General features: G+C 64.7%; 24 protein-coding genes. 16 read left to right on the top strand and 8 right to left on the bottom strand.

Annotation, left to right across the window (positions count from 1 at the left end):
* Positions 1-17: 17 nt before the first annotated feature.
* Positions 18-608, top strand: a complete 591-nt coding sequence (locus tag ACYCVF_RS30145) for a cupin domain-containing protein (protein ID WP_459595242.1) — start codon at positions 18-20, stop codon at positions 606-608.
* Positions 609-616: 8 nt separating this feature from the next.
* Here ACYCVF_RS30145 and ACYCVF_RS30140 read toward each other — a convergent pair whose 3' ends face one another.
* The 4 genes from ACYCVF_RS30140 to ACYCVF_RS30125 all read right to left on the bottom strand — a co-directional run bounded on the left by ACYCVF_RS30140 (position 617) and on the right by ACYCVF_RS30125 (position 4,856).
* Positions 617-1,807: a patatin-like phospholipase family protein gene (locus ACYCVF_RS30140; RefSeq protein WP_459595243.1), complete on the bottom strand. Its 1,191-nt coding sequence runs from the start codon at positions 1,805-1,807 to the stop codon at positions 617-619.
* A 150-nt stretch (positions 1,808-1,957) separates the two neighbouring features.
* Positions 1,958-2,554, bottom strand: coding sequence for a glycerol-3-phosphate 1-O-acyltransferase PlsY (plsY, locus tag ACYCVF_RS30135; protein ID WP_459595244.1), 597 nt, complete (start codon positions 2,552-2,554; stop codon positions 1,958-1,960).
* Positions 2,555-2,601: 47 nt separating this feature from the next.
* Positions 2,602-3,903 (bottom strand): dihydroorotase, encoded by a 1,302-nt coding sequence (locus ACYCVF_RS30130; RefSeq protein WP_459596430.1) that lies wholly within the window; start codon positions 3,901-3,903, stop codon positions 2,602-2,604.
* Positions 3,904-3,908: 5 nt separating this feature from the next.
* The gene (locus tag ACYCVF_RS30125) at positions 3,909-4,856 is read right to left on the bottom strand and encodes an aspartate carbamoyltransferase catalytic subunit (protein WP_028181359.1); all 948 of its coding nucleotides are present in this window, start codon (positions 4,854-4,856) and stop codon (positions 3,909-3,911) included.
* A gap of 163 nt (positions 4,857-5,019) precedes the next feature.
* Between ACYCVF_RS30125 and ACYCVF_RS30120 the strand changes: the two genes are divergently transcribed.
* From ACYCVF_RS30120 to ACYCVF_RS30105, 4 genes are all read left to right on the top strand, one after another.
* The gene (locus ACYCVF_RS30120; RefSeq protein WP_459595245.1) at positions 5,020-6,429 is read left to right on the top strand and encodes a caspase family protein; all 1,410 of its coding nucleotides are present in this window, start codon (positions 5,020-5,022) and stop codon (positions 6,427-6,429) included.
* A complete protein-coding gene (locus tag ACYCVF_RS30115; RefSeq protein WP_459595246.1) occupies positions 6,426-7,199 on the top strand; it encodes a M15 family metallopeptidase in 774 nt (257 codons plus the stop codon). The genes ACYCVF_RS30120 and ACYCVF_RS30115 overlap by 4 nt, the downstream gene beginning before the upstream one ends.
* A gap of 20 nt (positions 7,200-7,219) precedes the next feature.
* Entirely contained in the window at positions 7,220-8,863 is a 1,644-nt protein-coding gene (locus ACYCVF_RS30110; protein WP_459595247.1) for an acyl-CoA dehydrogenase family protein, read from the top strand.
* 78 nt (positions 8,864-8,941) lie between these two features.
* On the top strand, positions 8,942-9,712 hold the full coding sequence (locus tag ACYCVF_RS30105) for a CPBP family intramembrane glutamic endopeptidase (protein WP_459595248.1): 771 nt from the start codon (positions 8,942-8,944) through the stop codon (positions 9,710-9,712).
* Between the two features lie 34 nt (positions 9,713-9,746).
* Here ACYCVF_RS30105 and ACYCVF_RS30100 read toward each other — a convergent pair whose 3' ends face one another.
* Positions 9,747-10,670 (bottom strand): AEC family transporter, encoded by a 924-nt coding sequence (locus ACYCVF_RS30100; RefSeq protein WP_459595249.1) that lies wholly within the window; start codon positions 10,668-10,670, stop codon positions 9,747-9,749.
* Between the two features lie 3 nt (positions 10,671-10,673).
* Positions 10,674-11,159: a Holliday junction resolvase RuvX gene (ruvX, locus tag ACYCVF_RS30095; RefSeq protein ID WP_459595250.1), complete on the bottom strand. Its 486-nt coding sequence runs from the start codon at positions 11,157-11,159 to the stop codon at positions 10,674-10,676.
* Between the two features lie 45 nt (positions 11,160-11,204).
* Between ruvX and ACYCVF_RS30090 the strand changes: the two genes are divergently transcribed.
* Both ACYCVF_RS30090 and ACYCVF_RS30085 read left to right on the top strand, forming a co-directional pair.
* Positions 11,205-11,417, top strand: coding sequence for a hypothetical protein (locus ACYCVF_RS30090; RefSeq protein ID WP_459595251.1), 213 nt, complete (start codon positions 11,205-11,207; stop codon positions 11,415-11,417).
* Between the two features lie 294 nt (positions 11,418-11,711).
* The gene (locus tag ACYCVF_RS30085; protein WP_459595252.1) at positions 11,712-13,922 is read left to right on the top strand and encodes a DNA/RNA non-specific endonuclease; all 2,211 of its coding nucleotides are present in this window, start codon (positions 11,712-11,714) and stop codon (positions 13,920-13,922) included.
* A gap of 108 nt (positions 13,923-14,030) precedes the next feature.
* Here the strand turns inward: ACYCVF_RS30085 and ACYCVF_RS30080 are convergent, their stop codons facing one another.
* Entirely contained in the window at positions 14,031-14,966 is a 936-nt protein-coding gene (locus tag ACYCVF_RS30080; RefSeq protein WP_459595253.1) for a cyclase family protein, read from the bottom strand.
* A gap of 191 nt (positions 14,967-15,157) precedes the next feature.
* Entirely contained in the window at positions 15,158-16,048 is an 891-nt protein-coding gene (locus ACYCVF_RS30075; RefSeq protein WP_459595254.1) for a LysR substrate-binding domain-containing protein, read from the bottom strand.
* A 97-nt stretch (positions 16,049-16,145) separates the two neighbouring features.
* Here ACYCVF_RS30075 and ACYCVF_RS30070 point away from each other — a divergent pair, with 97 nt between their 5' ends.
* From ACYCVF_RS30070 to ACYCVF_RS30030, 9 genes are all read left to right on the top strand, one after another.
* Positions 16,146-17,150: an NAD(P)H-dependent flavin oxidoreductase gene (locus tag ACYCVF_RS30070; RefSeq protein ID WP_459595255.1), complete on the top strand. Its 1,005-nt coding sequence runs from the start codon at positions 16,146-16,148 to the stop codon at positions 17,148-17,150.
* A gap of 136 nt (positions 17,151-17,286) precedes the next feature.
* Entirely contained in the window at positions 17,287-18,363 is a 1,077-nt protein-coding gene (locus ACYCVF_RS30065) for an NAD(P)H-dependent flavin oxidoreductase (RefSeq protein WP_459595256.1), read from the top strand.
* A gap of 139 nt (positions 18,364-18,502) precedes the next feature.
* The gene (gene gatC / locus ACYCVF_RS30060; RefSeq protein WP_459595257.1) at positions 18,503-18,790 is read left to right on the top strand and encodes an Asp-tRNA(Asn)/Glu-tRNA(Gln) amidotransferase subunit GatC; all 288 of its coding nucleotides are present in this window, start codon (positions 18,503-18,505) and stop codon (positions 18,788-18,790) included.
* A 78-nt stretch (positions 18,791-18,868) separates the two neighbouring features.
* Positions 18,869-19,093 carry a hypothetical protein gene (locus tag ACYCVF_RS30055; RefSeq protein WP_459595258.1) on the top strand — a complete coding sequence of 75 codons (225 nt, stop codon included), beginning with the start codon at positions 18,869-18,871 and terminating at the stop codon, positions 19,091-19,093.
* Positions 19,090-20,565: an Asp-tRNA(Asn)/Glu-tRNA(Gln) amidotransferase subunit GatA gene (gene gatA, locus ACYCVF_RS30050; protein ID WP_459595259.1), complete on the top strand. Its 1,476-nt coding sequence runs from the start codon at positions 19,090-19,092 to the stop codon at positions 20,563-20,565. Before ACYCVF_RS30055 ends, gatA begins: the two co-directional genes overlap by 4 nt.
* Positions 20,556-20,858, top strand: a complete 303-nt coding sequence (locus tag ACYCVF_RS30045) for a hypothetical protein (protein ID WP_459595260.1) — start codon at positions 20,556-20,558, stop codon at positions 20,856-20,858. Before gatA ends, ACYCVF_RS30045 begins: the two co-directional genes overlap by 10 nt.
* Positions 20,855-22,324: an Asp-tRNA(Asn)/Glu-tRNA(Gln) amidotransferase subunit GatB gene (gene gatB, locus ACYCVF_RS30040; RefSeq protein ID WP_459595261.1), complete on the top strand. Its 1,470-nt coding sequence runs from the start codon at positions 20,855-20,857 to the stop codon at positions 22,322-22,324. The genes ACYCVF_RS30045 and gatB overlap by 4 nt, the downstream gene beginning before the upstream one ends.
* A 24-nt stretch (positions 22,325-22,348) precedes the next feature.
* Positions 22,349-22,501 carry a hypothetical protein gene (locus ACYCVF_RS30035; RefSeq protein ID WP_459595262.1) on the top strand — a complete coding sequence of 51 codons (153 nt, stop codon included), beginning with the start codon at positions 22,349-22,351 and terminating at the stop codon, positions 22,499-22,501.
* Between the two features lie 268 nt (positions 22,502-22,769).
* Positions 22,770-22,964, top strand: coding sequence for a hypothetical protein (locus ACYCVF_RS30030; protein WP_459612945.1), 195 nt, complete (start codon positions 22,770-22,772; stop codon positions 22,962-22,964).
* Positions 22,965-23,622: the final 658 nt, after the last annotated feature.

Raw genomic sequence — 23,622 nt, 5'->3', positions numbered from 1 at the left:
TGCAAGGAGACATGAACATGCTGATCGAGATCGCCCGCGGCACGCGGCTGCGCAACGCCTTCAACAAGGAGACGTTCGTCTTCTCCGGTCCGCTCGACAATCTCGAGATCGCGCGGTTCGGCGTGATTCTCGAAAAGGGCGGCTCGGGCGGCGGCAATGCGCTGGTGCATGTTCATCCCGCCGCGGACGAGCATTTTGCGGTGAAGAGCGGTCGCGTCAAATTCGTCGTCGACGGGCGTGAGCAAGTGGTGGACGCCGGAGGCGCTGTGACCGTCCTCCGCGGCCGACCGCATTACTTCGCCAACGTCGGTGACGACAATGCCGAGCTCGAGGTCTCGTTCACGCCGGCGCAACAGCATCTGCGCTTCTTCGCCAATTTCGTCACGCTCACAGTGAAGCAGCCCAAGTGGTTTTCCAGCGCCGGCGATCCGAACTTCCTGCTGGTCGCGCTGGTGCTACACGCCTATCGCAATCACATGTATTTGGCTGGCGTGCCGATCTGGCTGCAACAAGTGCTGTTCGCCGTGCTTGCGCCGATCGCGCGCCTTGCCGGCTACCGGTTGGCGATCGAGCCGTTACGTGAGGCTAGGTCAGGCCTTTCCGCGTGAGGTGAGGATTAGATCAATGCCAGCTCGGCCGCCGCGGGCGTGGTTCTCTGCGTCGCACCCGCATCTTGCCCGAGCCAGCGCTCGGCGGCTGCGCGGCCGCTCCGGTGCAGCGCCCGAATGAAGCCGCGGCCGAGATCGGTGGAGGAGCGCTGCGCCAGCCCTTCAAAAAAATCCTCGGCCGCAATCCGGGTGAGCCGCAACGAAGTCGTGCCCTGGGACTGCGCCCATGCGATCGCGGCGATTTCGGCATTGAGGGCGGCGTTGGCCGCGATCTGGTCGAGCCGACGGTCGATCGCGGCGAGCGTGATCGGCACGTAGCTGTCCCGCGCCGGCGTGACCTGTATGAGCAGGACGTCGGACGTCGTCGTCTCCTGCGTCAGCCGCAGCAGCGGAGGGTTGCCGCCAAAGCCGCCGTCCCAATAGGCCTCGCCGTCGATCTCGACGGCGCAGTGAACCAGGGGCGGGCAGGTCGAAGCCAGTGCGACGTCGGCAGTGACAGCGTCGTTGCGGAAGATCTGCTGCTGCCCGTCGCGGATCCGCGTCGCGGCGATCAGAAGCTTTGGACACCTCGCGTCGTGCAGGGCGGTAAAATCGATGTCGCGGGACAGTGCCTGTCGCAGCGGATCGAGATCGAACGGATCGAACTGGCCGGAGCGCAGCGCCGGGCCGAACGCGACCGAGCTTCCCGCCGGCGAAAAGCCGCCGATCAGCATCAGCGAGCGGAACGAGGCCTCGTGCATCAGGCGAATCCAGAACCGGTTGAGCCGGCTGCGGGCGCCTTCGCGTCCACCCTCGACAAGGCCGGAGGCGAGCAGCAGCGCATTGATGGCACCGGCGCTGGTGCCGCTGACCGTGTCGATCGCGATGCCGGGCTCTTCCAGCAGCCGCTCCAGCACGCCCCAGGTGAAGGCGGCAAAGGTGCCGCCGCCCTGGAGCGCCAGCGAGAGTTTTCGCGGCGGCCATTGGCCGGGACGCGCCTGCGGGAGCGCGACCGGTGCAGCCTTGGTGACCACGGCGTCGAGCAAAGCGTTGGCTTGCGCGACGGGCTCAGGCTGCGGCACTTGCGGCGAAACGGGCGCGGGGTCGGGCGGCGGCGCTTCGGACCAGATATTGGTCGCCGAGAGCAGCCGGCTCGCCGCGCTTCCGGAAGCACCCAGCGAACCAACCCCGTCATGCGCGTCGATAATCATCTCGCTCATTCTGAGCAACCGCGTAACGCCGTTTCCTGCGTCAGGATGACAGGCATGGAACCCGTTCGCTACTGTCTGCACCGAGCGGTGCGGAAGTTGCGAACAGGATTTGGCGTATAATGCGGAAGGTGTGCGGCGATATCCGTACTTTTTCCGGCTTCAAGCCTTCTCGCCGATGCGGCTTTCCTTGCCACCTTGCAGGCGCTTGATGTTCTCGCGGTGGGCATAGAACAGCAGAAGCGTCAGCACCGCTGCCAGTGCCGACAAGGCGAGGTGACCGAACCACCACAGGAACATCGGCGTGATGAACGCCGCCACCAGCGCCGAAAGCGAGGAGTAGCGGGTCGTGAAGGCTGTCGCGAGCCACAGCAGGCAGAACACGACGGCGCCCGGCCAGAACAGGCCGAGCAGGATGCCGATATAGACGGCGACGCCCTTGCCGCCCTTGAACTTGAGCCAGACCGGGAAGAGGTGACCAAGGAAGGCGCCGAGCCCGGCCACCATGGCGGCATTGGGTCCTGCGATGTAGCCGGCGGTCACGACGGCCACGGTGCCCTTGAGCGCATCGAACAGCAGGGTGCCCGCGGCAAGGCTCTTGCGTCCCGTGCGCAGCACATTTGTGGCGCCGATGCTGCCTGAGCCGATCGAGCGGATGTCCTGCGTGCCCGCGAGCCTGGTCAGGATCAGCCCGAACGGAATCGAGCCGAGGAGGTAGCCGATGGCGAAGGCCACCGGCAAAAATGCTTCAAGCCCCATGGCGGCAGCTCCAAAGGCAGGATTCCCGTGTCGAAAGATTGCGGATGTCAGACATGCTCGTAGACCGTCCGTCCGCCGACAATGGTGCGCACGACGCGGCCTGTAAACCGGGCCTCGTCGAACGGGGTGTTCTTGCAGGGTGATTTGAGGTCTGCGGGATCGACCACCCAGGGCGTATCGGGGTCGATCACGATGACGTCGGCGGGGCTGCCGGCGCGCAGGGTTCCGCCCGGGAGCCCGAGCAGCTCGGCCGGACGGGTCGACATCGCGCGGATCAGCGTCTTCAGTTCCAATTCGCCATTATGCACCAGCCGCAAGCCGGCCGGCAGCATAGTCTCGAGCCCGACGGCGCCGGGCGCGGCTTCCGCGAACGGCAGGCGCTTGACCTCGACGTCCTGCGGATTGTGGTCGGACATGATGACGTCGAGGAGGCCGGAGGCGAGCGCCGCTACCAGCGCGCGGCGATCGTCCTCGGTGCGCAGCGGCGGCGACAGCTTCAGGAACGAACGGTAGGGGCCGATGTCGTTCTCGTTCAGCGCCAGGTGGTTGATCGAGACCGAGGCGCTTACGGCGAGCCCGGCGTCGCGCGCGCGCTCGAGGATTTCAAGGGAGTCGATGCAGGTCAGCGAAGCCGCATGGTAGCGGCCGCCGGTGAGCGCGACGAGGCGCAGGTCGCGCTCCAGCATCACGGCTTCGGCGGCATTCGGGATGCCCATCAGGCCGAGTCGGGTCGCGAACTCGCCTTCGTTCATCACGCCTTCGCCGACCAGGTTGGGGTCCTCGGTGTGATGCACGATCAGCGCGTCGAAGTCGCGCGCGTAAGTCAGCGCGCGGCGCATCACCTGGGCGTTGGTCACGCTTTTGTCGCCGTCGCTGAAAGCGACCGCACCGGCCGCCTTCAGGAGGCCGAACTCGGTCATCTCCTCGCCGTGCATGCCCTTGGTTAGCGCCGCCATCGGCTGGATGTTGACGATCGCGGTGTCGCGGGCCCGGCGCATCACGAAGTCGACGGTTGCCGAATTGTCGATGACGGGCGAGGTGGCGGGCTGGCAGATGATGGTGGTGATGCCGCCGGTTGCGGCGGCCTGGCTGGCCGAAGCAAACGTCTCGCGATGGCTGAGGCCGGGCTCGCCGACGAAGGCGCGTATGTCGATCAGGCCCGGCGCCACGATCTTGCCGGAGCAGTTGACGATGTCGGTGCCCTCGGGAACGCCGGCTGCGCCGATGCCGCGGCGGGTCTCGCGGATGGTGCCGTCGGCGATCAGGACGTCGCCGACGCCGTCGAAATCCCTCGAGGGATCGATGACGCGGGCGTTGGCGAGCAGGATGGGACGGCGATCGGTCAACATCGGCATCACGCGTTCGGCAGGTTGCGGGCGAGCGCTTCCAGCACGGCCATGCGCACGGCGACGCCCATCTCGACCTGTTCGCGGATCAGGGACTGGGCGCCGTCGGCCACGATCGAGTCGATCTCCACGCCGCGATTCATGGGGCCGGGATGCATCACGAGGGCATCCGGCTTGGCGTAGGCGAGCTTCTTCTGGTCGAGCCCGAAATAATGGAAATACTCCGACGACGAGGGCACGAAGGAGCCGTTCATGCGCTCGCGCTGGAGCCGCAGCATCATGACGATGTCGGCGCCCTCGAGGCCCTCGCGCATGTCGCGCATGACCTCGACGCCCATCCGCTCGATGCCGGTTGGGAGCAGCGTGGAGGGGCCGACGACGCGGACGCGGGCGCCCATGGTGTTGAGCAGGATGATGTTGGAGCGGGCCACGCGCGAATGCAGCACGTCGCCGCAGATCGCGACCACCAGACCTTCGATCCGGCCCTTGTTGCGGCGGATGGTGAGCGCATCCAGCAGCGCTTGCGTCGGATGCTCGTGCGCACCGTCGCCGGCATTGATCACGGAACCGTCGACCTTGCGCGCCAGCAGTTCCACCGCGCCGGAGGCGTGATGGCGCACCACCAGGATGTCCGGGTGCATCGCGTTCAGCGTCACGGCGGTGTCGATCAGGGTCTCGCCCTTGCGGATCGAGGAGGAGGACACCGACATGTTCATGACGTCGGCGCCGAGGCGCTTTCCCGCGAGCTCGAACGAGGACTGGGTCCGGGTCGAGGCCTCGAAGAACAGGTTCACCTGCGTCCGTCCCCGCAGGACGGTGCGCTTCTTGTCAACTTGGCGGTTGACCTCGACATATTCTTCGGACAGGTCGAGGAGGCCGCTGATGTCGGCGGCAGAAAGGCCCTCGATGCCGAGCAAATGCCGGTGGCCGAGGACGAAGGTCGATTTCGATGTCATTAAAAGCAGAGCTATAGGGAGGGATGGCGGGGGGAGCAAGCTGCAAATCCCGCCGCCGGACTTATCCACGGCGCTTTGCGGCCGGGGGGCGCCCGGGCCGCCTGTGTTCGGGGCAGCCGCTTTGCGCTAGACTCGTCCCATTCGTTGCGTCACGGGCTGGATCATGACGAGCACGCGGTATTTTAATCGACTGGCGCGCAATATTGCTGCGCTGGCGGCCGCGTGCATGGTCGGCCTGGCGACGCCGGCTTCGGCGGAGAAGCGCCTGGCGCTCGTCATCGGCAACGATCTTTATCCGAACCTGCCGGCCGACCGGCAATTGAAGAAGGCGGCCAATGATGCAACGACGGTGGCCGACGCGCTGAGGTCACTCGGATTTGAGATTGTGCTGGGCACCAATCTCGGCCGCCAGGGAATGATCGACCGTCTCGCGGATTTCACGGCACGGCTGGAGCCGGGCGACACGGCTGCCGTGTTCTATGCAGGGCATGGCGTTGCGATCGCCGGGGTGAACTATCTGGTGCCGAGCGATGTTCCCACCATCGTCGAGGGCGCGGAGGCGCGCGTGCGCGGGGCCTCGATCGCGGAGCCGGACCTGATTGCGGAGCTCCAGGCGAAGGCGGTGCGGGTCGCCTTCGTCGTCATCGATGCCTGCCGTGACAATCCGTTTCCGCGGGCCGCCGGCCGCTCGATCGGGAATACGCGCGGACTTGCCGATGCGAGGCCGGCGCGCGGAATCTTCACGCTCTATTCTGCGGGCATCGGCCAGACCGCGCTCGACCAGCTCAGCAGCAGCGATACCGCGCACAATTCGGTGTTCACGCGGATATTCGTTGAGCAGTTGAAGCGGCCCGAACTGCATCTCGGCGACCTCGCGGTCGAGGTGCGCGAGCGCGTGGCGGTGCTGGCGCTCACGGCGAGTGACGGCAGCGGACAGCCGGTGCCGCACGAGCAGACGCCGGCCTATTACGACCAGACGCTCGGCGGGCGCATCTATCTCTGGAATGCGGGGTCGTCAAACGGGGCGCCGAAAGTGGCGGGCATGCTCGTGAAGCCGCCGGCCAGTCCTGCGTCTGCGGAGCGCTCGGCCTTTCGTCCGCCGCGTCCGTCCACGGCTGGCGAAAGCTGCGCGCGCAGCGGCTTTGAGACCTATTGCGTCAGCTCGACCCTGAAGCCGCAATTCGGCAATTCATATGGTGTGGCGAACCTGTTCGACGCCTCGACAGGGACGGCCTGGGTCGAGGGAGCGTCGGGCAACGGCATCGGCGAATGGATCACGGTCGAGTTCGAAACCCTGCGGCGGGTCAAATCGATCCATGTGCAGAACGGCTACCAGAAAAGTCCCGACATCTTTGCCAAGAACAACAGAGTTCGCCAGATTCGCGTGCTGTTCTCCGGGGGAGAGTCGCAGACCTTCACCCTCGACGACAAGCGATCGGCGCAACTGCTGACATTGCGGCCGCAGGTTGCGGCCTATTGGATGCAATTCATCATCGATGACGTCTGGGCCGGTAACAAGTATATGGACACCGCGGTCACAAAACTTCTGGTCAACTCGGATCCGGCGCAATGACCGCAGGCCTAGGGATCGTGGCGCGTGCAACGCTCGTTGCGTTGCTGGCAGGATCCGTCCTCGCGCCGGCGCGGGCGCAGACCTTGCCCGGCGGCTTCGTGTACCTGCGCGATATCGATCCCAGCATCATCCAGGACATCCGCTATGCCACGTCGAACAATTTCGTCGGCCGTCCGCTCGCCGGCTACGATGCCGGTGAATGCGTGGTGAAGCGGGAGGTGGGGCTGCGGCTGAAGGCGGTGCAGCAGGAACTGGCCGCACAGAATCTCTCGCTTAAAATGTTCGACTGCTACCGGCCCGCGCGGGCCTCGCTCGACATGGTGAAGTGGTCGCAGAACGGTCATGAGACCACGGCCGAGCGGCGCTACAACCCGAGGATTCCGAAGACGGAGCTGTTCCGCCTCGGCTACATCGCCAGCCGTTCGCAGCATTCGACCGGAGCGGCGCTCGACCTCACGCTGGTCGATCTCAAGGCCGCCAATTCCGCCAAATATGATCCGTCGAAGGCCTATGCCGATTGCACGGCGCCGGTCGAGGCGCGGGCGCCGGAGGGCAGCGTCGACATGGGGACCGGCTACGACTGTACCGACGCGAAGGGACACACTGCGACACCATCGATCAATCCGGAGCAGCGCGCCTGGCGCAAGCGCCTGGTCGCTGCGATGGCCAGGCAAGGCTTTGTGAACTATTCGAAGGAGTGGTGGCACTTTTCGCTGCCGGGGGCAGGCGGGGCAGCCTATGATTTCCCGATTCCGCCGCGCCGGAACTGACGTCCGAGCCGAGAAGCACCATGACCCAGCCGAGCTTTGCGACCCACGAGGTCTTCAACCAGTCGCCGCCGTTCGAGGACGTCGACCTCTTCGCCGTGGATCGGCCGCTGATCGAGGCGGTGAAGGCCAATGGCGGCGCTGCGGCGGAGCGGGAGCTGTCCGACTTCGGCAAGCATTGGGGCTCGGCGGCGATGGCCGATCGCGGACGCATGGCGAACGAGAACACGCCGAAGCTGCGCAGCTTCGATGCCAAGGGCAATCGGCGCGACCAGGTCGAGTTTCATCCCGCCTATCACGAGCTGATGGCGTACAGTGCGCACGCCGGCGTGCACAATTCGACCTGGACGGCGGAAGGAAAGCCTGCGGGCGATGCCGCCGAGGTCATTCGCGCGGCAAAGTTCTACATGGCCGCGCAAGCCGAGACGGGTCATCTTTGTCCGATCACGATGACGCGCGCCTCCGTGGGGGCGCTGGCGGTCCAGCCTGACTTGCTCGCGCGCGTGATGCCGGTGCTGTCGACGAAGAGCTATGATCCCAGCTTTGCACCATGGTGGCAGAAGCGCGGCATGACGGTCGGCATGGGCATGACCGAGAAGCAGGGCGGCACCGACGTGCGCTCCAACATGACGCGCGCCGTGCGCGACGGGGACGGCTATCGCATCACCGGCCATAAATGGTTCATGTCGGCGCCGATGTGCGACGCGTTCCTGGTGCTGGCGCAGGCGGATGGCGGGCTGACCTGTTTCTTCATGCCGCGCTTCGCGCCGGATGGCTCGGTGAACGCGATCCAGTTCCAGCGTCTGAAGGACAAGCTCGGCAACCGTTCCAACGCGTCGTCCGAGGTCGAGTTCGCCGGTGCCTACGCGGAAGCGGTGGGCGAGGAGGGCAAGGGCATCCGTACCATCATCCAGATGGTGCAGCTGACGCGGCAGGATTGCGCGATTGCGTCCGTCGGCCTGATGCGCTCGGGGCTGGCGCATGCGCTGAATCATGCGCGGCACCGCAGCGTGTTCCAGCGGCACCTTGCCGACCAACCCCTGATGCAGGCGGTGCTGTCGGACATGGCGCTGCATGTCGAGGCGAGCACGGCGCTGGTGATGCGGCTCTGCCGTGCCTTCGACCGCACGCCGCAGGATGCGGCGGAGGCTGCCTATATGCGGCTGCTGACGCCCGCGATCAAATACTGGACCTGCAAGAGCGCGCCGCCGTTCCTCTACGAGGCGATGGAGTGCCTCGGCGGCAACGGCTATGTCGAGGACGGCATTCTGGCGCGCCATTACCGAGAGTCGCCGGTCAACGCGATCTGGGAAGGTTCGGGCAACGTGATGTGCCTCGACGTGCTCCGCGCGCTCGCGCGCGAGCCGGAGGCGGCGATGGCGGTGCTGCAATCGCTCGCGGCCGAGACCAAGGGTCTGCCGGGAGCTGTTGAGGCGGCCACCTTCATTGGCAAGACCTTCCGCCGCGCCGACGGTGAGCGCGTCGCGCGCCTTGCCGTCGAGAAGTTGGCGCTGCTTGCGGCCGCCGCGGCGCTCAACGGCGTGTCGCCTCACAATGCCGAATTGTTCGCAAGCACGCGTCTGGCGGCCAATCACGCCAGCATGTATGGCGCCGTCGAACTCGACAGCGGCGACGTGCGCGCGCTGCTGGAGCGGGCGCTGCCCTGATTGTTTGTCCCGTCATTCCGGGTTCGGTCCTTCAGGCCGGCCCCGAATGACAGGTGTTCTCCTACCGAAAGCCTTCTGATGGACTCCCTCAATCCCGATCATCCGCCGATCGCCGCGGCGCCTGCGGACCTCGCTCCACGCGTCTGGAAGTTCTGGGGCACGGCGCTGTGGGGCGTCTTCATCTTCGTCGCGATGTTCGTCGGGCAGATCGGCGCCGTCGTTCTGCTGGCGTCGCAGCGCGGTCTTCCCATGGACCTCTCTTCGCTCCAGCTCGTTGGCCGCGAGCCCCAGACGCTCGCGCTGTCGGTCATCATGGGTCTGCCGGCGACGCTTGTCGCGGTTTGGCTCGCGATTCGCATCAAGAAAGCGTCCTTCGTCGATTATCTCGCGCTGCATTGGCCTTCCTGGAAGCAGCTGCTGTTCGGCGCCGTCGGCCTCATCCTGATCGTGCTGGTCTGGGAGACGATGTCGCGCGCCCTCGGCCGCGAGGCGACGCCGGGCTTCATGTCCGACCTGTTGAAATCGGGACGCGACAAGGGCGCCGCGCTGTTGCTCCTGTTCGCCTTCAGCGTGGCCGCGCCGATCTCGGAAGAAATCCTGGCGCGAGGTTTCCTCTATCGCGGCTGGTCGGTGAGCTTCCTGCGCGTTCCCGGGGCGATCCTGCTGTCGTCGCTGGTCTGGACCGTCGTGCACCTGCAATACGACATGTACTTCCTCGCCGAGGTCCTCGCCATCGGCCTGTGGTTCGGTTACATGCGCTATCGCTCCGGCTCGCTCTGGATCACCATCGTGCTCCACGCGCTGAACAATCTGACCGCGGTGGTGCTGACGATGTGGCTTGGGGGCTAGCCGCGGCCACTCAAGGCTCCGTCAATGCGAACGTCTAAGCCGCCAGCGCGATCGCAACCGGCATCGTAATAGCCGCAAAGATCGTCTGCAGCGTGATGATCTGCGCCAGCAGCGGCGCGTCGCCGCCCATCTGGCGCGCCAGGACATAGGCGCTGGACGAGGTCGGCACAGCCGAGCAGATCGCTACAATCGCAAGGCTGTTGCCGGAAAGACCGAACCAGACACCGAGCGCCAGCGCAAACGCGGGCATCAGCACCAGCTTGAGCGCAACGCCGATGGCAGCGCCGGCGCTCGGACGCAACAGCCCTTCGAGATGCAGCCCCGCTCCAGTGACGAGCAGGCCGATGGCGAGCGAGGAACCGCCGAGTGCGTCGGCAACCTCATGCCAGAGCCTTGGCAGCGGCAGGTGGGCGACGTTGACGGTAAGGCCGATGATGCAGGCCCAGATCAGGGGATTGCGAACCAAGGTGATGACGATGGCGCGGCCGGATTGCTTTTCGGGCGATGCGTAACGTGCGAGCACCGAGACACTGAATACGTTGACGAGCGGGATGATCGCAACCATCGCCACGGAGGCGAGCGCCAGCCCGACATCACCGAACAAATTGGCGGCGATCGAAAGTGCCACGAAGGTCTGCCAGCGCGTCGCGCCCTGAAAGATCGAGGTGAAGGCGGGACCGTCGATGCCGAGCCGCGACAGGACAGGGCGCAGCGCAAGGCACAACAGCGACATCGCCAGCGCCGACAGCAGCAGCGCACCGCCGACGCCGGCGACCGGCACCTTGGAAAGGTCGGCCTTCACCAGGGTCTGGATCAGCAGCAGGGGGAACAGCACGAAATAGGTCAGCTGTTCCAGCCCGTGCCATTGCGTGTCCAGCCGCATGAGGCTGCGCTTCAGCACGATGCCGAGCACGATGAGGATGAAGACCGGCAGCAAGGCCGCGATCACGACGGCCATCGGTCAGGCGGATCCGGTGCGGAGGTTGGCGAGACGGTCGAGCGCACCTTGCAGGATGAAGATGGCGGCATGCTCGTCGATCACCTCGGCGCGCCTGGCGCGGCTGACGTCCATGCCGATCAGCTCGCGTTCGACCGCCGCGGTCGACAGGCGCTCGTCCCAGAGGCCGATCGGAAGCGCAGTCAAGCCGGCAAGATTGCGGGCGAAGGCGCGGGTGGATTGCGCGCGCGGGCCTTCGCTTCCGTCCATGTTGATGGGCAGGCCCAGCACCAGGCCGACCGCCTTGCGCTCGGCCCCGATCGCGAGCAATCGAGCGGCATCCTGCTTGAAGGCCTTGCGCTGGATCGTCTCGACGCCGGTCGCCAATCTCCGGTCTGGATCAGACACGGCAACGCCGATGGTTTTCGTGCCGAGATCGAGCCCGACCAGCGCGCCGCGTTGGGGCCAGTGGGTTGCAGCATCGACGAGAGGCAGGATAAGAGCCGGCATGGCGTAGCGCATATCACGCGTCATGCTGCGGAGTGAACCCGGAACATGGATGCGCTGACAATATTCGGTCTGTTCGCCGTCACGGCGATGCTGGTCACCTACGCCCTGGAGGATCGCAGCCACTGGTTCGTGCTGCTGTTCGCCGCATCGTGCGCGCTCGGCTCGGCCTACGGCTTTCTTCAAGGCGCCTGGCCGTTCGGTCTGGTCGAGGCGATCTGGTCCGTGGTGGCGCTGCGGCGCTGGCAACTGAAGCCGTAGTGGTTCGAACCGCGACAGGAAGAGCGCGAGAAGGCCATGCACAAATGCACCGATCATTTGTGGCGAATCTCACACGGATGAAGCCGCTGACCATGGCATGATGTCGCGTCCTCAGCGGCGCACGTCGATTGACGCTCTGGTTGCCGCGAGATAAGTTTATAGGCCTAAAGTAGTGCGGGCGCGTGCCCCGATTTCCAGAACGATGGGCAGCGGCCGGCAGTCCGGCCCGCGATGCAACTTGGCGCATATTTTCAAGCGCCGACGTCCAATATTCGCCCCTTATTTTGAGAGGTCATGATGCTCATCAAGCCAAGCCTGATCGCGGGCTCAGAAAGACGATTCAAGCAAGCCGAGTTCTCACCCGATGCCTTGAACCGGAAACTGGGCGACGGGCCGATCGAGATGACCGTCGAAAAGTTACGTCAACGTCAGCGCCAGCTCCTGGCCGAGACGCAAGACGTGCAGGCGGTCGAGATCGGCCTGGAGCGAATCATCCGGGGCAATGATCTCGACAGCATCAACTATCTCGCCAAGGGAACCGCTGCCGCGCGCTCGGTCTGCCGTATTCAGCTCAGGGATATTGAGTCGAATCTGCTCGGCTATGGCTCGGGCTTTCTGATCGGGCCCGGCCTTCTGCTGACGAACCATCATGTGTTCGGCAAGCCGGCCGACGCGGCCAATTCGATTGCCGATTTCAACTACGAATTGGACGTTTCGGGACAAGAGCGTGCGCCGGTGCGGTTCAAATTCGAACCGGGCAGGTTCTTCTACACCAATGATAGGCTGGATTTTTCGGTCGTCGCGGTGGCGCCGACCTCGGTGTCGGACCACGAGGAGCTCGAGGATTGGGGATGGCTGCCGCTGAGCGGCGCGCCCGGCAAGGCAGACCCGGGTGAGTATCTCACCATCATCCAGCATCCCGGCGGACAGATGAAGCAGGTCTGCGTCCGCGAGAACAAGCTGCTCAAATATGTCGGCGACTTCCTCTGGTACAATACCGATACGACGGCCGGCTCGTCGGGCTCGCCGGCGTTCAACCGCTTCTGGCAGGTGGTCGCGCTGCACCACAGCGGCGTTCCCCGGAAGGATACGCAGGGCCGTACCCTGACCAAGGACGGCAAGGTGTGGAAGCCGTCGATGGACGAATCCTCGATCGACTGGATCGCCAACGAAGGCATCCGGATCAGCGCGATCGTCGCGGATCTCAAGGTCGCCGTCGGCTCCCATCCCCTGATCAAGCCGGTGCTGGATGAGGAAGAGCCACCGATCCGGCACGAGCGCGCGATAGCCCCGGTGCCGGCCGCCGTCCCTGCTTTCGGTACCAATGCCTGGGTCGAGCAGTCCCTCGAGGGGACCTCGCTGGTGGTCCCGATCCGCGTACCATTGCCGACTTTCAGGAAGGAAATTCCCTTCGCTCCGCTGACGCCCGTGCAGGGCCCTTCGGCTGGTAACGGAGGCGCACGCAACGGCGGCAAGCCGTTGATCGCCCGACCGGTCGGCCTGTTGCCGCACATCAGCGCGAAGAACGGGCTGCCCATGGAGGCCGTGCATATCGATCAGAGCACGCTGAAATCGCGGCCCGGCTACAAGGCCAATTTTCTCGGCACCGGCAAATTCTCCGTCCCCCTGCCGAAAATACCCGCCGCCCTCAAATCGAGGGTCGCGATGTTGAAGGGGAGATCGAGGCAGTCCGAGCTGAAATACTTCAACTACAGCGTCGTCATGAACAGGGAGCGCGGGCTGGCCTTCTTCAGCTGCGTCAATATCGACGGCGGCAAGCAGCAGGACGTCGGCAAGCGAGAAGGTGATTCCTGGCTGCGTGATCCGCGCATCGACGAGGATGCCCAGATCGGCGATGAGTTCTACCGCAAGCAGGCCACATTCGAAGCGGACCGCAGCAAGAATCCGTTCGACCGCGGTCATCTGGTGCGTCGCCTCGATGCGACCTGGGGCGACACGGTCGCCGCGGCCAAGCAGCATGGCGACGATTCCTTCCATTTCACCAATTGCGCGCCGCAGTTCTTCTCGTTCAACCAAGGCAAGCAGCTCTGGGCAGGACTGGAGGATTACACGCGCGATGTCCTGCTCGAAGGTGAGGAGAAAGGCATCGTCATGAACGGCCCGGTGTTCGATGGACCGGATGCCGACGGATCCGATCTGCCCAATCCGGCCGGTCGGCCGCACAAGGATCCGAGCTTCGGCGGCGTTCGAATTCCGAAGTACTTCTGGAAGATATTGATCCGCCGCAACGACGATGGCGATGCGCTCGAGGCGGCGGCATTCCTGATGAGCCAGCGAAAGCAGGTCATGGAGATCGACCGAGTCCAGGAGGCGGATCTGCTCGAGCGGATGTCCAAGGAGGATGTCAGCGTCTTCCAGGTCTCGATCGCGGACCTGACGAAATTGACCAAGCTCGACTTCGGCAATCTCGCCGACGCGGACTCGCACGAGGCGACCTCGGTGGGCCCGCGGCGGATCGAATCCTATGAGGACATTCGGATCTAGGGCGGTGTTCTCGCAGTAACCCAACGACGGCTTCGGGTGAGGGGAGCGGTGTGCTCTGTCGAGACACTGATGCCCCTCACCCGGGGCGCTTGCGACGCGGGACGCGCGTCAGCGGATCGCGATCGGGTTGATCATCGCCTGCACGCCGCCGGTCCAGCGCGGCTGTCCCAGCACGAACAGGAATTCATAGCCCTTGTCCCTGGCCAGCGCGGCGGTGTCCATGTTTTCGAGGATGTAGGTCCCGTTCATCGCGAGCAGGATCTGGTGCACCTCGAACACGTTCTTGGATTCGAACGGCAGCACCTCGAGTCCCCAGGTGTCGGCGCCGACTGCGACGACGCCCTTGCCGGTCAGATATTTTGCCCCCTCGACGCCGAGCCCGGGCTCGCCGGCCGAATAGCGCTTGTCGTCCTTGCCGACCAGGCTGAGCCAGCCGGTGTGGAAGATGACGACGTCGCCCTGGCGGATCTCGACGTTCTGCTGCTTGGCGGCTTCCTCGATCTCCTTGACGTTGAAGGCGGTGCCTTCCTTCACCACGTCGGTCTTGAAATAGGCGGCCATGTCGAGCAGGACGCCGCGCGTGACCATCGGCGGCACCTTCTCGATGCCGAGCTTCTTCAGCCCGGTCGGATCGGCGAAATCGGCGAGCTTGTTGCCGTTGTAATAGACATGCTCGATGCCGAGATGGCCGAGGCCGTCGAGCTGGCTGCCAACGCCGACCCACGTGTCGAGGATATCGTCGTTATAGGTCGCCTTGTTGGGACCAAGCCCTGCGTTGCCGGCCTGTCCCGGCTGCACCACCGTGATCTTGTAGCTGCGCGGCGGATAGGCGGGCGTCTGCGATGTGACGGGAATGCCGAGGGCGTAGGTCTTGCCGGTCTTCACCAGCGATGCCGCCTTCACCACCAGCTCGGGCGTCATGTAGTTGGCGGCGCCGACCTCGTCGGTCGGTCCCCATTTCGATTTGGTCCAGTCCTGTGCGCTTGCAGTTCCTGATATCGCCGACAACGCAGCGACACAGCACAACACGAGCGTATTGCGCATCGATAGTCCTCCCGATGTTCTTTGCCGATGTTTGGCTTCGTTATGGTTTTGCGCTGGCCAGTCAGTCATCCTAACGTAGAATGATCGCGGGCTTCAAAGCTTTTTGATGTGCTGCGTTGCCGCGGCAAGAACACGACGCGGAAACGCGATGGATTTGTGACGAATTTCGTAGGGTGGAACGCTGCGTCGTTTCAGGCCGCGATGACGTCGTCGTCCTTCTTCAGGCAGTCGGCAAAACCGCTCAGCGCGCTGGTTTGATGGCCCGCGCGGCGGTGGATGAACAGTGTCTCGACGCGCGCCTGCGCCGGGCTCAGCGCGTGGATCGTGATGCTGCCGTTCATCGCACTGCGCTCGACGACCGCGCGCGGCAGCAACGTCACGCCCATGTCGGCGGCGACGCAGCCGATCATGCCGTCGAGCGTGCCGAGCTCGAAGCGCGCGGCCGACGGCCAGCCGAACTCGACGAACACTTGCTCGAGTCGTTGGCGGTAGGTGCAGCCGGTGCGGAAAACCAGCGCGGTCGGCCCGGACTCCGGCGTGCCTGCGCGCAGCTCGGCCATCGAGACCCAGCGCCGCGCGCTGACCAGCACCAGCTCCTCGCGGAAGGCACTCGTCGCCATGAGATCGGCATGCGCGATCGGACCCGCGACGAAGGCTCCGTCGAGGGAGCCTTCGAGCACGCCGGTGACGAGGTCGGCTGTCGGCGCGGTGCGTAAGGAAAGGCGCACGGCGGGGAAGCGGCGGTGGAAGTCGGCGAGCAGCGGCGGCAGGCGCACGGCCGCCGTCGTCTCCATCGATCCGATCGCGAGCGGTCCTTTCGGCTCGCCATCGTCACGCGCGGCGAGCAACGCTTCGCGCGATAGCGCCGCCATCCTTTGCGCGTAGGGGAGGAGGCGCTTGCCGGCACCCGTCAGTGCCATGCCGCGGCTGTGGCGCTCGAACAGCGCCGTGCCGATCTCCGCCTCCAGCGCTTTCACGCGCTGGGTCACGTTCGACTGCACCGTGTTGAGCTCTTCGGCGGCGCGGGTGATGCCGCCCGTGCGGGCGACGGCGGCGAAGGTCTGGAGATCGCTCAGTTCCATGGCATCATTTCGCTTTTGAGATGGCAACGTTCGCAACAATTCATTTTTCGAGAATGCTAGTCGCGGCTAGTCTCGCTGTCCAGATCGGGGAGGAGCCATGCCGATGACGACGTCGCTGACCACGCTGCTGGAGATCGCGCATCCGATCTTGCTGGCGCCGATGGATGTCGTCGCCGGCAGCCGCCTGGTCGCGGCTGTGAGCCGCGCCGGCGGGTTCGGCATTCTCGGCGGTGGCTATGGCGAACGAGCGTGGCTGGAGCAGGAGACTGCGAAGCTCGCCGAACTGCGTGCGCCGTTCGGGATCGGCTTCATCACATGGAGCCTCGCCAATAGGCCCGAGCTTCTCGACATCGCGCTCGGCGTGAAGCCGTCGGCGATCATGCTGTCGTTCGGCAATCCCGCGCCGTTTGCGCCCAAGATCAAGTCTGTCGGCGCACGACTGATCTGCCAGGTGCAGGACGAAGCGATGGCGCGGCAGGCACTCGATGCGGGCGCCGATGTCCTGATCGCGCAGGGAACGGAGGCGGGAGGTCACGGCGCCACACGCACCACTGTCGATCTCGTGCCCGCGATCGTCGATCTCGCCGCAGGCCGCGTGCCGGTGGTCGCGGCCGGCGGCATCGCAGACGGGCGCGGGCTCGCCGCCATGATGATGCTGGGCGCGAGCGGCGTGCTGCTCGGCACGCGGTTCTATGCAAGCCGGGAGGCGGATGGCGCGGAGGAGGCGAAACGACGCATCTGCTCGGCACAGAGCGGCTCCACGGTGCGCGGCATCATCTTCGATCTCTCCCGCAACAATGTCTGGCCGGCACCGTTCACGGGGCGATGCCTGGTCAATGATCACGCCAGGCGCTGGATCGGTCGTGAGGTCGAGCTGATGCAGAATGTCGCCGCAGTTGCCACGGACTATGCCGCAGCCAAGGCGGCCGGCAATTTCGACGTCGCGGCCGTGATCGCGGGCGAGGCGGTCGGGCTGATTCATGATATTCCACCGGCGGCCGAGATCGTCGAGCGGATTGCGGCAGAGGCGGAGCTGCTTCTCTCCGGCCGACGCAACTCCGCCGCTTCTTTTCCTTCTCCCTTGCGGGAGAAGGCCGGATGAGGGGTTCTATCCCCGGAGAATGAAGTCATACCTGAGAGGTCTGTATCCGCGGATGCAAACCCCTCACCCGTCTCGCCGCTACGCGGCGATCCAACCCTCTCCCACAAGGGGAGAGGGGAAGAGCGAGAGAACAGCCATGTGGCCTGACCGTCGACTGATTGATCTGTTCAAGACCGAATTCCCGATCGTGCTGGCGCCGATGGCCGGCGCCATGGATGCGGAGCTGGTGATTGCGGCTGCGCAAGGCGGCGCGCTGGGCTCGCTGCCATGCGCGATGCTGTCGGCCGAGAAGGCGCGCGAGCAGGTCGGTCTCATCCGCCAGCGCGTGAAGGCGCCGGTCAACATGAACTTCTTCTGTCACACGCCGGTCGAGCTCACGGCTGAGGCCGAAGCGCGCTGGAAGCAGCGGCTCGCGAGCTATTACAGCGAGCATGGTCTCGATCCCGCGGCGCCGCTCGCCGCGGCGAACCGCGCACCGTTCGATGCAGCCTTCTGCGAGGTCGTCGAGGAGCTGAAGCCGGAGGTCGTCAGCTTCCATTTCGGGCTGCCGGAGCAGGCGCTGCTCGAGCGCGTCAAGACGGCCGGCTGCCGCGTCATCTCGTCGGCCACGACCGTCAAGGAAGCGGTCTGGCTCGAGCAGCACGGCGTCGATGCCGTGATCGCGCAAGGCGCCGAGGCGGGCGGCCATCGCGGCATGTTCCTGACCGACAAGATCGCCGAGCAGCCCGGCACGTTTGCGCTGGTGCCGCAGGTTGCCGATGCCGTGAAGGTGCCGGTGATCGCGGCGGGCGGCATCGCCGATGGACGAGGCATCGCTGCGGCATTCGCGCTCGGCGCATCCGGCGTGCAGATCGGCAGCGCTTATCTGCGCTGTCCGGAATCCAGGGTCAGCGCGGGCGGCCGCAAGGCGCTCGCCGAAGCGCGGGACGATTCCACCGTCATCACCAATGTCATGACGGGCCGTCCGGCGCGCGGCGTCCAGAACCGCCTGATGCGCGAGGCCGGCCCCGTCTCGCCCGATGCGCCGCCGTTCCCCCATGCCGCGACCGCGCTGGGGCCGCTGAAGGCCGCCGCCGAGAAGCAGGGGAGGGTGGATTTTACCAATCTCTGGGCGGGACAGGCCGTTGCACTGGGCCGCGAGATCCCCGCCGCTGAGTTGACCCGCGATCTGGCCAAATCGGCCTTGGCTCGCCTGAAAGCGCTGGCCGGATAAGCCTCCCGGTTCTTGTTTGCGCATGATCTTTTCGGAAAACCGCTTCACACTTTTCCGGATCATGCGCTAGCGCCGGTTGCGGCGCAAAAGCGGCCTCTGCTATACGGCACATGGGTTTTGCCGTGAGAGGCCTTATATAATGTCCGTCGACGCCGCTACCGTCCGCCGCATCGCGCATCTGGCGCGCATTGCGGTTTCCGAGGACGAGGTTCCGCATCTGCAGGGCGAGCTCAACGCCATGCTCGCCTTCGTCGAGCAGCTCTCGGAGGTCAGTGTCGAGGGCGTGGAGCCCATGACCTCGGTCACCCCGATGCAGATGAAGAAGCGGCAGGACGTGGTCAATGACGGCGAGATCGCCGATGATATCGTTGCCAACGCGCCCGCGACCGAAGGCCATTTCTTCCTGGTGCCGAAGGTCGTCGAGTAGAATGGCGTCTTCGAGCGAAGCGGAAGCGGTCCGCGCGAAGAACACGCGTCAAATCAAAGAGTCTTAGGACGTAGTCCGATGTGTCTGCTTTGCGACGATGAGAAGGCCTATCAGGCCTACATGAATTACCTCGACAAGATGGAACGGCAGGGCAAGGCTGCCGACCCCAATGTCGCCGTCAATGCCGTGCTCGACGAGATCGAGGCCGCCGCGAAAGCCGCCGCCAGGAAAAACGTCGTGCAAGACGACCCGGCCAACGACAAGACCCTGTCTCCGTTCTTCTGCAGCCCGATCAATAAATGACCGATTTGACATCGCTGACGCTCGCCGAGGCCCGCAAGGGTCTCGCCGACAAGACTTTCACGTCACTCGAGCTGACCGACGCGCATCTGGGCGCGATCGAGGCTGCGCGCGTGCTCAATGCCTTCGTGATGGAGACGCCGGATCAGGCGCGCAGCATGGCGCGCGAGGCGGACAGCAAGATCGCCAAGGGCGATGCAGGCCCGCTTGCGGGCATCCCGCTCGGCATCAAGGACCTGTTCGCGACCAGGGGTGTGCGCACTACGGCGTGCTCGAAGATCCTCGGCAATTTCGTGCCGACATATGAGTCCACCGTCACCTCGCAGCTATGGCGCGACGGCGCCGTGATGCTCGGCAAGCTCAACAACGACGAGTTCGCGATGGGCTCGTCGAACGAGACCTCATGTTTCGGGCCCGTCGGCAATCCCTGGCGGCGCGACGGCAGCAACACCACGCTGGTGCCGGGAGGCTCGTCCGGCGGCTCGGCCTCGGCCGTGGCGGCGCTGCTCTGCATGGGCGCGACCGCGACCGACACCGGCGGCTCGATCCGCCAGCCGGCAGCGTTCACCGCGACCGTCGGCATCAAGCCGACCTATGGCCGCTGCTCGCGCTGGGGCATCGTTGCGTTTGCGTCGTCGCTCGACCAGGCCGGTCCGATCGCGCGCAGCGTCCGCGATGCCGCGATGTTGCTGCGTTCGATGGCCGGTCATGACCCGAAGGACACGACCTCGGTCGACATTCCCGTGCCGGATTACGAGGCCGCGATCGGCAAGTCGGTGAAGGGCATGAAGATCGGCATCCCCAGGGAATATCGTCTCGACGGCATGCCGGCCGAGATCGAGAAGCTCTGGAGCGAGGGCGCGGCCTGGCTGAAGGCGGCTGGCGCCGAGCTCGTCGAGGTCTCGCTGCCGCACACCAAATATGCGCTGCCGGCCTATTACATCGTGGCACCGGCGGAAGCCTCCTCCAACCTCGCGCGCTATGACGGCGTGCGCTACGGCCTGCGCGAGCAGGGCAGGAACGTCATCGAGCTCTACGAGAATACCCGCGCGTCGGGCTTTGGCGCCGAGGTGAAACGCCGGGTCATGATCGGCACCTACGTGCTCTCGGCCGGCTATTACGACGCCTATTATCTGCGCGCCCAGAAGGTGCGCACGCTGATCAAGAAGGATTTCGAGGACTGCTTCGCGAACGGCGTGGATGCCATCCTGACGCCGGCGACGCCGTCGGCCGCGTTCGGTATCGGCGAGAAGGGCGGTGCCGATCCGGTCGAGATGTATCTCAACGACATCTTCACGGTGACCGTGAACATGGCCGGCCTGCCGGGCATCGCCGTGCCCGCCGGCAAGGACGCGCAGGGCCTGCCGCTCGGCTTGCAACTGATCGGCCGTCCGTTCGACGAGGAGACGCTGTTCTCGCTCGGCGAGGTGATCGAGCAGGCCGCCGGCCGCTTCACGCCCGCGAGGTGGTGGTGAATGTCGCTGATTTCATCGCGAGCCTCGACGGCGCGGCGCCCGCGCCAGACCTGAGCGCGCCGCTCGCCGGTCTCTGGTGGGCCGCGAAGAGGGACTGGGACCGCGCGCACGGGATCGTTCAGGACGACAGCGGCCGTGAGGCTGCCTGGGTGCACGCCTATCTGCACCGCGTCGAAGGCGACCTCGCTAACGCCGGCTACTGGTACCGCCAGGCTGGCCAGCCCACGGCAAAGGATTCATTGGAAGCAGAGTGGGAGCGGATCGCTGCCACGCTGCTCGGGAGCAGGACATGAGCACGGCCACGCACAAGCTTCTCAAGGGCGCCACGGGTGACTGGGAGATAGTCATCGGCATGGAGATCCATGCGCAGGTGACCTCGAACTCGAAACTGTTCTCGGGGGCCTCGACGGAATTCGGCGGCGAGCCCAACACGCACGTGTCCCTGGTCGATGCCGCCATGCCGGGCATGCTGCCCGTCATCAACGAGGAATGCGTCAGGCAGGCTGTCCGGACCGGGCTCGGTCTCAACGCCAGGATCAATCTGCGTTCGGTGTTCGACCGCAAGAACTATTTCTATCCGGACTCGCCGCAGGGCTACCAGATCAGCCAGTACAAGTCGCCGGTGGTAGGCGAGGGCGAGGTGCTGGTCGAGCTCGACGGTGGCCGCAGCGTCAGCATCGGCATCGAGCGGCTGCATCTGGAGCAGGACGCCGGCAAGCTGCTGCACGACCGGTCGCCGACCATGTCCAATGTCGATCTCAACCGCTGCGGCGTGGCGCTGATGGAGATCGTCTCCAAGCCCGACATCCGCGATGCCGAGCAGGCTAAAGCCTATGTGTCCAAGCTGCGCTCGATCCTGCGCTATCTCGGCACCTGCGACGGTGACATGGAGAAGGGATCCTTGCGCGCCGACGTCAACGTCTCCGTGCGCAAGCCCGGCGGGCCGCTCGGCACCCGCTGCGAGATCAAGAACATGAACTCGATCAACTTCATCGGCCAGGCGATCGAGTACGAGGCGCGGCGGCAGATCGAAATCCTTGAGGACGGCGGCCAGATCGAGCAGGAGACGCGGCTCTACGACCCCAACAAGGGCGAGACGCGCTCGATGCGGTCCAAGGAAGAGGCGCATGACTACCGTTACTTTCCCGATCCCGACCTGCTGCCGCTGGAGTTCAGCCAGGAATTCGTCGACGAGTTGAAGGCGAAGCTGCCGGAGCTGCCGGACCAGAAGAAACTAAGGTACGTCCGAGATTACGGGCTAACCCCCTATGATGCCGACGTGCTTGTCGCAAGCCCTCATGTTGCGACCTATTACGAAGTCGTGGCTGAACATGACCCTTCGAACGCGAAAATGGCGGCCAACTGGATCATCAACGAAGTTTTCGGTCGGTTGAACAAAGAGGGTATTGAGATCCAGCAGTCGCGGGTCAAGGAGTGGCAGCTTGGCTCTCTCCTAATGGCAATCGGAGCGGATACAATTTCGACCAGCTCGGCCAAGAAGGTCTTCGATGTAATGTGGAATGAAGGCGGCGATCCGGGCGAAATAATCGAGCGGCTGGGGCTCAGGCAAGTCAACGACGCGAGCCAAGTCCAAGTCGCCATTGATGTTGTATTGCAGCAGAACCCCGAGAAAGTCGAAGAGGTTAAGGCCAAGCCGCAGATGCTCGGCTGGTTTGTTGGTCAGGTACGGAAGCGTCTGAGTGCTAACGTCAATCCCCAGCTCATCAGTGACATGCTGAAGACCACACTTGGCATTTGAGCGACGCAGCCTCCGTGAGACCACGTGCTTGCTCGTAGTGGCCAGCGAGTCGCCTCTGCTAAACTCGACAAGCCGCAGTCGCTCGGCTGGTTCGTCGGGCAGGTGATGAAGGCGTCGGGCGGCAAGGCCAACCCGCAGAGCGTCAACGAGCTGCTCAAGTCCAAGCTCGGTCTCTAGGCTCGCGCGTTCGAACGAGGTGACGGACACGCTTCGTCACCTCGCTTCCGGTTCTCGCTGCGACGTTCGCGCGCATCCTCGGAAGCAAACTTCATCCCGATCGACGGTGTCGCGGCGACCGAATCGCCGTCACGCGATTCGCGCGAAACGGCGGCTTGCACACGCTCCGGCGAGCGCTCGCGCCGTTAAGCACGAAAATATTTTCGTTGCCAAAATTCGCGACTCAGAGTCCGCGAAGCGCCCTTGCGGGGCGATCGAGGAGATGGCGATGCGCATCATCGCGTTGATCGCCTGCGATGCGCGCGTGCCGAAAAATACTTGCTGCATAGTGTTTTCCTGCAATCGCATCTCTTTCGAACGTCGATGCCGCGAGTACTCCCTGCCGTCGCTCGTACATCTCATGCAGTGCGTCTGCGTCGCGCTCGCCAAGCGCACGCGTCTTGCGCCGTCAACACTTCTTTAAGCGGGAAGCTGTTTTTTTCTTCGTGTTGGTGTATTCGGGATGAGTGCATTCGATCCCCGAGTGCACGCAGCGATTAAAGCCATCTCACACATCGGAGGGCAACATGGCCAAGAAAGCGAAGAAGGCGAAGAAGGCGAAGAAGGCGAAGAGCGCAGTGAAGAAGACTGCGAAGAAGACCCGCAAGGTCGCGAAGAAGAAGTAACTTCGCTTCTGAAGTTGCCGGCTCCAGTAGCCGGCACGTCATCAGCGCCTCTCGAGGTTCTGGTCGACGATAGAGGGTGTCGGCGAGACATCAGGTCAACGGTCGGACCGTCTCATTCGCGGTCCGGCAGAAGAAACGAGTTTTCTTCGTTCGGTGCGGTCCTCCTTTCAGAGAGCTCCGCAATTTCGCAAGCGGCCTCGAGCCGACGTGAAATCTGGTCCTGACGTGTTCGCCGACGCCCTCGTTCCTGAGGCCGGGGTATTGCCGGCATTCCCTTTTCCGACATTGCTGATCTGACCGCGGCGTGGCCGCTGCCTTGCTCGAACTGCCGAGGTGCAGGCTCGGCTGGGGCTGATGCACGCTGTTCGCGTGCCGCGTCTCCATTCGTGCTGTCATCGCCGGGCTTGACCGGGCGATCCAGTACTCCGGGACGGCAGTGATTGAAATCGTCAAGCT

It is taken from the genome of Bradyrhizobium cedriense (assembly GCF_054602315.1).
The sequence above is the reverse complement of the archived record's forward strand: the minus strand, read 5'-3'. Positions and strand labels throughout refer to the sequence as shown.